The organism is Tateyamaria omphalii, assembly GCF_014651375.1.
GTDB lineage: Bacteria > Pseudomonadota > Alphaproteobacteria > Rhodobacterales > Rhodobacteraceae > Tateyamaria > Tateyamaria omphalii.
Window position 1 is genome coordinate 156,953 of the sequence record NZ_BMWT01000005.1, and the last position, 12,290, is coordinate 169,242.

The window sequence follows — 12,290 nt, forward strand, 5'->3', positions numbered from 1 at the left end:
GCCGGAAAAGACATGGCTTGAAAAGATTTATGCCTCCGGCGGGAGTTTATTTTGCAAGATGAAGGGGATTGTTCGGTGCGATGTCGCAGGGTAGACGGCGCGCCATGACACCAACATTTGTGCTGACGCGCCCCCAGATGGGCGAGAACATCGGGGCGGCCGCCCGGGCGATGCTGAACTTTGGCGTGGACCGGATGCGCATCATCGACCCGCGCGACGGGTGGCCGAACCCGGCTGCCGTGGCCATGGCCAGCGGGGCGGGCCGGGTGCTGGATGCGGCAACCGTTCATGCGGATGTGGCGGGCAGCCTGTCGGATTGCACCTATGTCTACGCCACGACAGCGCGCATGCGGGACATGACCAAGGAAGTCCTGAGCCCGGAGGCAGCGATGCAGGATGCCGCGTGCCGGATTGCCGAAGGTCAACATGTGGCGGTGATGTTCGGGCCCGAGCGCGCGGGTTTGGAGAATGAGGATATTGCGCAGGCCAATGCCCTGATCTCGGTGCCGGTGAACCCGGAATTTCCGTCATTGAACCTGGCGCAATGCGTGTTGCTTGTAGGTTATGAGTGGATGCGGGCCAGCGCCGAGATTGAGCACAAGATGGTCGAGATGGCGGGCACGGAGTGGGCTGACGGCCATGAGATTGACCATCTCGCGCGTCATTTCGAAGAACGGCTGGAGGAGGCCGGCTTCTTCTTTCCCGAACACAAAGCCCCGAGCATGAAGATGAACCTGCGCAACCTGTGGAGCCGGATGCCTCTTACACGCGCTGACGTGCAGACCCTGCATGGCATGCTGCGTCAGATGGTCCGCTGGGCGTCGCGTCAGTGATGCTGGACCTCGCCCGGTCACAGACATACGTTGCGCCCTGACATAGCAACGGAGCCGATATGGCAAAGAACCGCAGCATATTTGAAGAGGTTGGCACCACCGAAAAGCAGGTGGTTGAAACCGGGGTGATCGATAAGGGCAGGGGTGGTGCACGCGGTGCCATTCGGGTCTGGTTGATGATCCTCTTTGCCCTTGTCGTGGTGATGATCGCAGTGGGCGGTTTGACCCGTTTGACCGACAGTGGCCTGTCCATCACTGAATGGCGCCCGTTCACCGGGGCCATCCCGCCGCTGAACCAGGCAGATTGGGAGGCGGAGTTTGCGCTGTATCAGCAGATTGACGAGTTCCGCATCCAAAACCAGTGGATGACCCTTGCGGATTTCAAGGTGATCTATTGGTGGGAATGGGGGCACAGACAACTGGGTCGGGTTATTGGCCTGGTCTGGGCCATTGGTTTCTTCTGGTTCCTCATCCGTCGCCAGATACCCACGGGCTGGACGCCACGACTTCTTGGGTTGGGTGTGCTGGGTGGTCTGCAAGGGGCCATTGGCTGGTGGATGGTCGCCAGCGGTGTGACGCAGGGCGAAGGCATGGTGGATGTGGCCAGCTACCGGCTTGCCACGCATTTGGGCCTTGCCTTTGTCATTCTCGGCTTCATTGCCTGGTACACCTACTTGCTGGGTCGGCCTGAACGGGACTTGATGCAGGCGCGTCGGTCAAAAGAGGCCAAGCTGTTTTCGATGTCGACCGGCCTGATGCATTTTGCCTTTCTGCAAATTCTGATTGGGGCGCTGGTGGCGGGTATCGATGCCGGGCGGTCCTATACCGACTGGCCGTTGATGGGTGGGCAGGTGTTTCCGGCCAGCGCTTTTGTCTTTGAGCCATGGTGGCGCAACCTGTTTGAAAGCCCGGGGCTGGTGCAGTTCATCCACCGCGTGACGGGCTATCTGCTGTTTGCATTTGCCGTAGTGGTCTGGCTGCGTGGTCGCAAGTCGGCCCATGAAAACACGCGATTTGCCTTCAATGCCGTCTTTGCCGCGATGAGCCTGCAGATCGTTCTGGGCATCGTGACCGTGCTGTATGGCGCGCCATGGCAGGTGGCGATCCTGCACCAATTCCTGGCCGTCGTATTGTGGGCGTTGATTCTGCGCGCCCGGTTCCTGTCCGCCTATCCCATTGCCACATCCATTCGAGGATCTTCCTGATGAAAGCCTTTGACGACCTTCTGGCCTTTGACCACACAACCCAAGCCTTGGGGCAGGTCGCGGGGCGTTTGGGCTGGGATCAGGAGACGATGATGCCGCGTGGTGCGGCGGCCCAGCGGGGCGAGGAAATGGCAGCTATGGAAAGCGTTCTGCATGCCCGCCGCACGGATCCGCAGGTTGGAGAGTGGCTGGCCGCCATTGATGCCGGTGGTTTGGACCGGGTTGGCGTGGCCAAGCTGCGCGAGATCAAGCGCGGCTATGACCGCGCTTCGAAGGTGCCTGCGGAACTGGCAGCACAGATCGCGCGCGTGACTTCGACGGCGCAGGGCAAGTGGGCCGAGGCGCGCGAAGCGGATGACTACAAGGCGTTCGCGCCTGTCTTGGACGAGGTGGTTACGCTCAAGCGCGAAGAGGGGGCCGCGCTGGCAAATGGCGGCGACATCTATGATGCGATGCTTGAGGACTACGAGCCCGGAACAACAGCGGCTGATCTGGAAGCGATGTTTGGTGCATTGCGCCCCGCGCTGACCGCATTGCGCGCCGCTATTCTGGAGAGGCCCGCGCCGAAAGGCGTGACAGGCACCTTTGACGAGATGGCGCAGCTGCGCCTGAGTACGCTGCTGGCCAAGACATTTGGCTATGACATGGGGCACGGGCGGATCGACAAGGCGGTGCACCCGTTTTCATCCGGGTCGGGTACGGATGTGCGGATTACGACCCGTACGAACCCCGAGGACCCGTTCAACTGTTTCTACTCGACCATCCATGAGGTCGGCCACGCCTGCTATGAGCAGAACATCGATGATGCCTATCTTATGACTGCGCTGGGGCGCGGTGTATCCATGGGGGTGCATGAAAGCCAAAGCCGGATTTACGAGAACCAGCTGGGGCGTAGCCGGGCCTTCACCGGCTGGCTTTATGGTCAGATGCGCGATGCGTTTGGTGATTTCGGGATCGACGGCGAGGAAGCATTTTATGCCGCCGTCAACATGGTGTCGAATGGCTATATTCGCACCGAAGCGGACGAGGTTCAGTACAACCTGCATGTGTTGCTGCGCTTTGATCTGGAGCGTGCCCTGATGTCCGGTGATCTGGGTGTGGGCGATCTGGAGGCGGCCTGGAATGATCGGTTCGAGGCTGATTTTGGCTATGCCGTCGACAAGCCGTCAAATGGCGTGTTGCAGGATGTGCACTGGTCTGTGGGCCTGTTTGGCTATTTCCCGACCTATTCGTTGGGCAATGTCTATGCCGGGTGTTTGCACGAGGCTTTGCGCACGGCGGTGCCGGACCTGGATGCGCAGCTTGGACAAGGGGATACATCGGCTGCCACGACATGGTTGCGGGACAACTTGCAAACCCATGGGAGCCTGTATACCCCGCAGGAGGTGATCGAACGGGCCAGCGGGCAGGCGCCCGGGCCGGAACCTCTGTTGTCCTATCTTCAAGAGAAGTTCAGCGGCATCTACGGATTATGACGAAACGCGCTGCGAATTCCCCTTTCTGACGGGCTGATCGACAAGGCAGGCTCGGCTTGTGTGATAACAAGTGGAGTGCAATCATGTCGCCAAAACACATGCTTTGGGTCGCCATATGCGCCGGGTTTGCGTTGCCCGGCTGGGCCCAGGACACAACAACACAACAATCGGTTGTCGGGCCATCCGGTGATGCCGTCTACAGTGACCAGATCCTAGGCACGGATGGTGAAACCTATTTCTGCCGTCCCGGCCTGATCCCACGCGGAGATCAACTGGTGCGTCGCTGTCGTCGCGTGACGGGAACTGGTGCCGCAAATGCGCAATTGGCGGGTGGGGCGTTGTCAGCTCCAGCTGCTTTGGCCGCTGTCGCTGTATTGGTTGTGGTTGCTGGCGGATCGTCTTCGTCCACAACAGCCACCGACTGACATAAGATTTTGGCAATCAGCAGCCCAAGCTGCTGATTGTTTAGCTCTCGGCCTCTGCCTCGCCGTCTTCGTCGCCCTGATCGGCGATCCAGGCAACGCTAACCACTTCCTCATTCTTGCCGGTATTGAAGACGCGCACGCCACCAGCGCTGCGCGACCGGAAACTGATACCGTCGACGGGCACGCGAATGGATTGCCCCTTGGACGTGGCGAGCATGATCTGATCGTCCATGTCCACCGGGAAGGAGGCGACGATGTCACCACCACGCATGGCCTTGTCCATCGCTGCCACGCCAAGCCCGCCACGTCCGCGGACCGGGTAGTCGTGGCTGCTGCTGAGCTTGCCTGAGCCTTGCGCCGTGATCGTCAGGATCAGGTTCTCGGCTGCTGACATTTCAGCGTAGCGTTCCTGGCTGATCGTGGCGTTAGCGTTAGTCTCTTCCTCGTCCGAGGTTTCGCCATCATCTGCCAGTCCAGCCACTGCGCGGCGCATCTTGAGATAGGCGGCGCGTTCGTCGCTTGTGGCGTCGAAGTGGCGGATGATCGACATGGATACAACGCGATCAGACCCGCTCAGTTTGACGCCCCGCACGCCGACGGAAGACCGGCTGTTGAACACACGCACATCAGTCGCCGGGAAGCGGATTGCGCGGCCAGAGTTGGTGACAAGCATGACGTCATCATCGTTCGAGGCGATGCGCGCATTGATCAGCGTCGTGTCCGCGTGCTCGTCTTCGAATTTCATCGCGATCTTGCCGTTGCGCATGACATTGGTGAAGTCGCTGAGCTTGTTGCGGCGGATGGTGCCTGCGGACGTGGCAAACACCACCTGAAGGTCGTCCCATTCCTTTTCATCCCGGTCGACCGGCATGATGGCGGCGATGCTGACCCCTTGGGGGATCGGGAGAATGTTGACGATGGCCTTGCCTTTGGACGTGCGACCGCCTTGGGGCAGGCGCCACGTCTTGAGCTTGTAGACCATGCCATCGGTCGTGAAGAACAGAAGCTGCGTATGCGTGTTGGCGACGAAGAGGGTGGTGATCACATCCTCTTCCTTGGTCTGCATACCGCTCACACCCTTTCCGCCGCGCTTTTGGCTGCGGAAATCGGCCAGCGGTGTGCGCTTGATGTAGCCGCCCGCTGTCACGGTCACGACCATATCCTCGCGCTCGATCAGGTCCTCGTCTTCCATGTCGCCGGACCAGTCTACGATCTCGGTACGACGGGGGACGGCGAACTGGTCCTGCACCTCGGTCAACTCGTCCGAGATGATGCCCATGATCCGCTCGCGGCTGCCCAGAATTTCTAGGTATTCCTTGATCTTAGCGGCCAGTTCTTCAAGTTCGTCCGTGACTTCCTTGACGCCCAGTTGGGTAAGCCGTTGCAGACGCAGTTCAAGGATGGCGCGGGCCTGGATTTCGGTCAGGTTGTAGGTGCCGTCATCGTGCATTTTCGACAGTGGATCGTCGATCAGGCGCAGATAGCCTTCGATCTCGGCTGCGGGCCAGCGGCGTTCCATCAGCTTGGCGCGCGCTTCTGCAGCGTCGGCGGATGCACGGATGGTGGCTACGACTTCGTCCACGTTCGAGACGGCGACGGCAAGACCGCAGAGGATGTGCGAGCGGTCGCGGGCCTTACGCAGATCAAATGCGGTGCGACGGATAACCACTTCTTCGCGGAAGTCGAGGAAGGACGTCAGGAAACGCCGCAGCGTGAGCTGTTCGGGGCGCCCGCCGTTCAACGCCAGCATATTGCAGCCGAACGACGTTTGCATCGGCGTGAAGCGGAACAGTTGGTTCAGCACGACCTCGGCCGTTGCATCCCGTTTCAGCTCGACCACCACGCGAACACCGTTGCGGTCGGATTCATCCTGAACGTGGGAGATTCCTTCGATCCGTTTGTCGCGCGCCGCCTCGGCGATGCGCTCGATCATCGTCGCCTTGTTCACCTGATAGGGGATCTCATCGATGACGATGGCGTAGCGGTCTTTGCGTATCTCTTCGACGCGTGTTTTAGACCGGACAATAACACTCCCGCGCCCTTCTAAGTATGCTTTGCGCGCGCCGGAGCGGCCAAGCATGATGCCGCCCGTCGGGAAATCAGGGCCGGGGACGTATTCGATCAGGGCCTCGGACGACAGATCTGGGTCCTCGATCAGGGCAAGGCAGGCGTCGACCACTTCGCCGAGGTTGTGGGGCGGAATGTTGGTCGCCATGCCGACGGCAATGCCGCCTGCGCCGTTGACCAGCATGTTCGGGAAACGCGATGGCAGGACCGTCGGCTCGCGGTCCTTCCCATCATAGTTGTCTTGAAAATCGACGGTATCCTTGTCGATGTCGGCAAGGACGAAGGCCGCAGGCTTGTCCATCCGCACTTCGGTGTAGCGCATGGCGGCAGGATTGTCGCCGTCCATGGAGCCGAAGTTGCCTTGGCCATCGAGCAGCGGCAGGGACATGGAAAAATCCTGGGCCATGCGCACCAAGGCGTCGTAGATCGCACCGTCGCCGTGGGGGTGGTATTTACCCATGACATCGCCCACGGGGCGCGCAGACTTGCGATAGGATTTGTCGTGCGTGTTGCCGGTTTCGTGCATCGCATAGAGGATACGGCGGTGCACCGGTTTCAGGCCGTCCCGCAGATCCGGGATCGCGCGCGAAACGATGACCGACATAGCGTAGTCCAGATAGGACGTGCGCATTTCGTCTTCGATCGAGACCGAGGGTCCGTCGTAGGCGGGCCTTTCGGGCATCATTTCATCATCGTTTTCAGGCGGTTGGGGCGTGTCGTTCACGTTGATCTGCTCGTTCTGTCGCGTGCGCTATATATTGCGGTGCAGTCTATCAGAAAGCGCAGATAAGGTGCAATGGTGCGAAGACGATGGTTGTTAGCAGTCTGTTGTCTCTGGTGCTAGATCATTGTTTTTATTGTAAATTAATAACTGATCCGTTCTGCTGGTTTCAGAGCGGTAAAATGGAGGCCGAAAATGGCGGATACGGAAACCGAGTTAATGTTGAAAGGATATGGTCTGACGACTGCCGAAATGTTCTATCACATGCCGGATTACAGGCACGTGCTGAACACTTTTGTCTGGCAGGAATACGACCTTGCGCCAGACCATCCACGCCTATTCAAGTTCATCGATTTCTGGAAGGCAGAGATTGAGGGGGCGCTGCATTCCGTGCGCTTTACCCATCGCAAGATGATCGCGCCAGGAGAATGGCGCAATGTGACAGGCGAGTTCACGGTGCACTGAACCTGCTTCGTAGGAAGTATATGCTTTGATCCTTAGGAGATCGCATTGTGGCCGGGTTTTTATCCGATATTATGCGCTACAGGATGCTCCGCCCAGAACGCAGAATTTGGCGCAATGAGGGTGGTTTAGGGATACATCCGCTTCGGCTTGCTCCAGAGTCTCGCCCATCTCGAATTGGGAATCGTAGGGCAGAAGAGTGCAGGCCAAGACAGCCGGTTTCCCGGCCCCTTTGCGTTTCACAACCATCCGGGACGATGAACACATCACGGCATCGGGATGTTTGTTCAAGATATCCCAGCAAGCAGTTGTAATCTCCGGCACTTCGACCTGCGCGTCCATTTCGGGGAACAGCACCGTCATGCCAGGATTCTGCGCATCAATGTCCCAACCATGCGTGGCATAAAGTGCTGCGTATCCAGCGCGCGCCTCGGCCTCGCTTTCGGCCATCTCGATCCGTCCCGCAACAGCCAGACGAGCGCCGATAGAAGATAGCCAATCCACCCCACTCAGGGTTTTGGCAAAGGTTCCAACGCCGCGTTCCGTGTCATGGACAGCGGCGGCGTGGTGGTCGAGCGAGATGCGGAAAGTTAGTTTGTCGCCATAGGTTTCGACCAGCGGCACGATGCCAGCCTTGACCTTTGGGCGCATCATCGGGGCCATGGCGTTGGTGAGGATCAACACCTCGTAGCCTCGTTTGAGCGACCGTTCGACCATGTCGAGGAAGGCGGGGTTCATGAAAGGCTCACCACCGGTAAAGCCGATCTCGCGCACGTTCCAATTGCGGTCTTCAAGCTGGTCAAGGTAGCCGGACACTTCATCCGCCGTCATGTATTCCAGCGCGTCGTTGGTGGGCGAACTTTCGATATAGCAATTGGCGCAGGCGATGTTGCAGAGCGTGCCGGTGTTGAACCACAGTGTCTCGGGATGTGTCAGCGACACCTTTGCCCGTGCTTCACCCTTGGCTGTCATGTGGGGATCCTGGAATTTGCCCAGATTTGCCAAGTCTTTCATATCGCCTGTTTCCGTCTTTTTCCGTGCGGTCCGAGGTTAGAGTTATGTCGGACAGTCGCAAGGTGAAAGCAGACTGTGCCCCTTTGACGGCTTTGTGATAAAAATATGCGACCGGGTGATGCAGGTGCAGCATCGGGCGTTGAGTATCTGTTTGAATCTGCTACTGGTAGCGCAAACATTTTCTGAGCATGCAAGAGGGAGCCTTGCCATGGTATCGCGCGTTATCCCGGTCGATCCGTTTGATCTGGTGATTTTTGGCGGCACAGGGGACCTTGCACGCCGCAAGATCTTGCCGGGATTGTTCCGTCGGTTCTGTGCCGGGCAAATGCCCAAGGGCGCGCGGGTGATCGGCGCGGCGCGCGGCGACATGGACAGCGCAGCCTATCGTGACTTCGTGGCCGATGCGATTGCCGAATTTGGCGGTGAGAGAAGCTGCGAAGAGGGTACGCTTGCCGGATTTCTGGAGCGGATGGAGTTTGTGACCATCGATGCCCGCGGTGACAAGGGTTGGGACGAACTGGCCAAGCTCGTCCGTTCGGATGTCGTTCGCGCCTACTACTTTTCTGTCGGCCCAAGCCTGTTTGCGGACTTGGCCCATCGATTGAACGCCCATGGGCTCACCGATGCAGACAGCCGGATCGTGGTGGAAAAACCCTTTGGTCGCGACCTGCCGTCGGCGCAGGCGCTGAACAAGGATCTGGCGATGCATTTCGATGAAAGCCAGATTTATCGGATCGACCACTATCTGGGCAAAGAGACGGTGCAGAACCTGATGGCTGTGCGCTTTGGCAACATGCTGTTCGAGCCGCTGTGGAACAGCCAGTATGTGGACCATATCCAGATCACCGTAGCCGAGACGGTCGGTGTGGGCGGCCGGGGCGAGTATTATGACAAGTCAGGCGCGATGCGGGACATGGTGCAGAACCACCTGATGCAACTTCTGTGTTTGATCGCGATGGAGCCACCTTCAAAGTTCGACCCGGATGCGGTCCGTGACGAAAAGCTGAAGGTCATCCGCGCGCTGGACGAGGTGCAGCCGCATCATATCGTTCGGGGGCAATACGAAGCATCGGACGATGAGCCCGGATATCGTGAGGCGGTCGGCGATCCACGCTCGCGCACCGAAAGCTACATTGCTATGAAGGTCGGGATTTCGAACTGGCGGTGGGCGGGAACACCGTTCTACCTGCGCACCGGCAAGATGCTGAAAGCAAGGTCCAGCGAGATCACAGTGGTGTTCAAGGAGCTGAACCACTCGATCTTTGGCGAGCAGTCAGACCACCGCAATGTCTTGTCGATCCGGTTGCAACCGAATGAGGGGATTACGCTGGGCGTAACCATCAAGGAACCGGGTCCAGGGGGGATGCGTCTGGTGGATGTGCCGCTGGATATGTCCTTTGCCGATGCGCTGGGGGAGGATGGCGCGGACCAGACAGATGCTTATGAACGTTTGATCATGGACGTGATCCGTGGCAACCAGACCCTGTTCATGCGTGGGGACGAGGTCGAGGCCGCATGGGCCTGGACCGATCCCATCATCAACGGGTGGGAAGGCCGTGGGGAAGTGCCAAAAACCTATGACGCGGGCAGCGAAGGGCCGGTGGACGCCGTGCAGCTTCTGGCCCGTGACACCCGAGTGTGGAGAAAGGTGGCCCCATGAATATCGTCGAATACCCGGATCGTGACCTGCTGGCCATGGGATTGGCCGATGCGCTGGCGAGCGAGTTAAAAAACTGTCTGCTGGTGCATTCCTGGGCCTCATTTGTTGTGCCGGGGGGAACGACGCCGGGTCCGATCTTTGACAGCTTGTGCGCTGCCGATCTGGACTGGGCGCGTGTGAATGTCATGCTCAGCGACGAACGCTGGGTGCCGGAGGATCACGACCGATCGAATGCTAAGTTGCTGAAAGACCGGCTATTTCAGAGCCGCGCAAAAGAAGCCAAGTTCGTACCGTTCTACAGGGAAGGGCAAACGCCCGATGCGGCGGCGCCGGTGCTGTCCGAGGAGTTGGCAGATCAGATGCCCATTTCGCTTTTGCTGTTGGGGATGGGAGCAGATATGCACACGGCTTCGCTGTTCCCTGGCGCGATTGGACTGGACGCGATGTTGGCCGATGATGCGCCTTTGGTTGTGCCAGTGTCTGTTGCAGGGCAGGAGCCGCGGATTTCGTTTTCCGGTCCCGCGCTTGCCGGGGCAATGGCAAAGCACCTTGTGATTTATGGCTCGGACAAGCGGGCGGCGTTGGAGCGCGCAGAGGGTCTCGACCCGCTTGAGGCTCCCATCAAAGCTGTTATGAGCGGCCTGACGGTGCACTGGGCGGAGTAAGAGAAATGTGGGACGCTTTGAAGGCCAAGGCGGAGGCCGTATCTGGTCGCGCCATTCTGGGGCTGTTTGATGATACGCGCGCAGATGCGTTTGCGGTGCAGACCCAGCACATGCGGTTTGACTATTCCAAGACAAATATCGATGCGGAGACGCGCGATATGCTGCTTGAGTTGGCAAGTTCAGCGGGCGTTGCAGCGCGGCGCGACGCGATGTTCTCGGGCAACAAGATCAACGAGACCGAGGGACGGGCGGTTCTGCACACCGCCTTGCGCAATCTGGATGGTGGGCCCGTTCTGGTGGATGGCGAGGATGTCATGCCGGGCGTTCTGGAAACACTGGACCGGATGGAGGCCTATGCCAACGAGATCCGTGGCGGTGCCATCACCGATGTGGTTAATATCGGGATTGGTGGGTCGGACCTTGGGCCTGCCATGGCTGTGCAGGCCCTCTCGCCGTATCACGACGGGCCGCGTTGCCATTTCGTGTCGAATGTAGACGGTGCGCATATTGCCGACACGCTGCGCGGGCTGGACGCGAAAACGACGCTTGTGATTGTAGCCTCCAAGACGTTCACCACGATCGAGACCATGACCAACGCGCGCACGGCACGGGCATGGATGCTGGACCATGACGGTGATCCGTCTGCGCAGTTTGCCGCCCTGTCGACAAACCTTGAAAAGACATCCGAGTTCGGGATTCCGGCCGAGCGTGTCTTCGGCTTCGAGGATTGGGTTGGTGGCCGATATTCCATGTGGGGGCCGATTGGCTTGAGCCTGATGATGGCTGTGGGGCCGGACGGGTTCCGCGCCTTCCTGCGCGGTGGACAGGACATGGACACGCATTTCCGTGCCGCTGAAGGTGCTGAGAACATGCCTCTGATGCTAGCCCTTGTGGGCATCTGGCATCGGCAGGTTCTGGGTCATGCGTCGCGCGCTGTTCTGCCCTATGATCAGCGGCTGGGGCAGTTGCCTGCCTATTTCCAACAGCTTGAGATGGAGTCGAACGGCAAGTCGGTGACCATGGATGGCGGCGCTGTTCCGGTTGAGAGTGGCCCTGTTGTCTGGGGTGCGCCCGGAACCAACGGCCAACATGCATTTTATCAGCTGATACATCAGGGCACGTCGGTTATTCCATGCGAGTTCATGATTGCCTGCGCGGGGCATGAACCCGAGCTGCGTCATCATCACGATCTTCTGGTGGCCAACTGTTTCGCGCAGTCAGAGGCATTGATGCGAGGACGGACACTGGACGAGGCGCGTGCAAAGATTGCGGACAAGTTTGACGGGGACGAGTTGGAGCGGCAGGCAGCGCACCGCGTGTTTGCCGGGAACCGACCGTCGACCACGCTGATTTATCCCAAGCTGGATCCGTTCACCCTGGGCCAGATCGTGGCGCTTTACGAGCATCGCGTTTCTGTCGAAGGCGTCATTCTGGGCATCAACTCCTATGACCAATGGGGTGTCGAGTTGGGCAAGGAACTGGCGACAGCCTTGCAACCAATTGTTGAAGGCGACGCGTCTGCGGATGACAAGGATGGGTCCACTCGGGCTTTGGTCTCGTATCTGCACATGAACCGCTAGGAGCGGTTGCAGACAGGCACGTGATACAAAATACCGCCCATTTCTGCGGAATTGGGGCTTTGTGAATTCAATTCAAGATTGTGCTTTCGCCAAAAAATTCAATGAAATGGCCTGTTTTGGGCGGCTATTCGCCCAAAACAGGGGCGGTCAGGAATGCCTGACCTGACCCGAGGTTGTGTTTGC

At 59.1% G+C, this 12,290-nt stretch carries 10 protein-coding genes; 8 read left to right on the forward strand and 2 right to left on the reverse strand.

Translation table 11 applies throughout. From position 1 onward, the window contains the following. Positions 1 to 104 precede the first annotated feature (104 nt). From IE087_RS17175 to IE087_RS17190, 4 genes are all read left to right on the forward strand, one after another. On the forward strand, positions 105 to 833 hold the full coding sequence (locus tag IE087_RS17175; protein ID WP_229801439.1) for an RNA methyltransferase: 729 nt from the start codon (positions 105 to 107) through the stop codon (positions 831 to 833). 59 nt (positions 834 to 892) lie between these two features. After that, complete coding sequence (gene ctaA / locus IE087_RS17180; RefSeq protein ID WP_189370602.1) at positions 893 to 2,038, forward strand: heme A synthase; 1,146 nt, start codon at positions 893 to 895, stop codon at positions 2,036 to 2,038. Beyond that, positions 2,038 to 3,513 (forward strand): carboxypeptidase M32, encoded by a 1,476-nt coding sequence (locus IE087_RS17185; protein WP_189370603.1) that lies wholly within the window; start codon positions 2,038 to 2,040, stop codon positions 3,511 to 3,513. Before ctaA ends, IE087_RS17185 begins: the two co-directional genes overlap by 1 nt. 83 nt (positions 3,514 to 3,596) lie before the next feature. Further along, on the forward strand, positions 3,597 to 3,938 hold the full coding sequence (locus tag IE087_RS17190) for a hypothetical protein (protein ID WP_189370604.1): 342 nt from the start codon (positions 3,597 to 3,599) through the stop codon (positions 3,936 to 3,938). Positions 3,939 to 3,978: 40 nt separating this feature from the next. On the opposite strand, the gene gyrA is transcribed toward IE087_RS17190, so the two are convergent. After that, positions 3,979 to 6,729 (reverse strand): DNA gyrase subunit A, encoded by a 2,751-nt coding sequence (gene gyrA / locus IE087_RS17195; RefSeq protein WP_373296522.1) that lies wholly within the window; start codon positions 6,727 to 6,729, stop codon positions 3,979 to 3,981. Between the two features lie 192 nt (positions 6,730 to 6,921). Between gyrA and IE087_RS17200 the strand changes: the two genes are divergently transcribed. Then, positions 6,922 to 7,191, forward strand: coding sequence for an usg protein (locus IE087_RS17200; RefSeq protein WP_189370605.1), 270 nt, complete (start codon positions 6,922 to 6,924; stop codon positions 7,189 to 7,191). 69 nt (positions 7,192 to 7,260) lie between these two features. On the opposite strand, the gene IE087_RS17205 is transcribed toward IE087_RS17200, so the two are convergent. Further along, positions 7,261 to 8,202 (reverse strand): radical SAM protein, encoded by a 942-nt coding sequence (locus IE087_RS17205; RefSeq protein WP_189370606.1) that lies wholly within the window; start codon positions 8,200 to 8,202, stop codon positions 7,261 to 7,263. Positions 8,203 to 8,410: 208 nt separating this feature from the next. On the opposite strand from IE087_RS17205, the gene zwf reads away from it, so the two are divergent. The 3 genes from zwf to pgi are packed head-to-tail and all read left to right on the forward strand — an operon-like array spanning position 8,411 to position 12,107. Continuing rightward, positions 8,411 to 9,862, forward strand: coding sequence for a glucose-6-phosphate dehydrogenase (zwf, locus tag IE087_RS17210; RefSeq protein ID WP_189370607.1), 1,452 nt, complete (start codon positions 8,411 to 8,413; stop codon positions 9,860 to 9,862). After that, positions 9,859 to 10,527: a 6-phosphogluconolactonase gene (gene pgl / locus IE087_RS17215; protein WP_189370608.1), complete on the forward strand. Its 669-nt coding sequence runs from the start codon at positions 9,859 to 9,861 to the stop codon at positions 10,525 to 10,527. Before zwf ends, pgl begins: the two co-directional genes overlap by 4 nt. 5 nt (positions 10,528 to 10,532) lie before the next feature. Beyond that, a complete protein-coding gene (gene pgi / locus IE087_RS17220; RefSeq protein ID WP_189370609.1) occupies positions 10,533 to 12,107 on the forward strand; it encodes a glucose-6-phosphate isomerase in 1,575 nt (524 codons plus the stop codon). The last annotated feature ends 183 nt before the right edge of the window (positions 12,108 to 12,290 follow it).

What these genes read in the sequence shown, in the direction of transcription:
- IE087_RS17175 (WP_229801439.1), top strand. Translation starts at nt 105, where the DNA reads ATGACACCAACATTTGTGCTGACGCGCCCCCAGATGGGCGAGAACATC.
- ctaA (WP_189370602.1), top strand. Translation starts at nt 893, where the DNA reads ATGGCAAAGAACCGCAGCATATTTGAAGAGGTTGGCACCACCGAAAAG.
- IE087_RS17185 (WP_189370603.1), top strand. Translation starts at nt 2,038, where the DNA reads ATGAAAGCCTTTGACGACCTTCTGGCCTTTGACCACACAACCCAAGCC.
- IE087_RS17190 (WP_189370604.1), top strand. Translation starts at nt 3,597, where the DNA reads ATGTCGCCAAAACACATGCTTTGGGTCGCCATATGCGCCGGGTTTGCG.
- IE087_RS17200 (WP_189370605.1), top strand. Translation starts at nt 6,922, where the DNA reads ATGGCGGATACGGAAACCGAGTTAATGTTGAAAGGATATGGTCTGACG.
- IE087_RS17205 (WP_189370606.1), bottom strand. Translation starts at nt 8,202, where the DNA reads ATGAAAGACTTGGCAAATCTGGGCAAATTCCAGGATCCCCACATGACA.
- zwf (WP_189370607.1), top strand. Translation starts at nt 8,411, where the DNA reads ATGGTATCGCGCGTTATCCCGGTCGATCCGTTTGATCTGGTGATTTTT.
- pgl (WP_189370608.1), top strand. Translation starts at nt 9,859, where the DNA reads ATGAATATCGTCGAATACCCGGATCGTGACCTGCTGGCCATGGGATTG.
- pgi (WP_189370609.1), top strand. Translation starts at nt 10,533, where the DNA reads ATGTGGGACGCTTTGAAGGCCAAGGCGGAGGCCGTATCTGGTCGCGCC.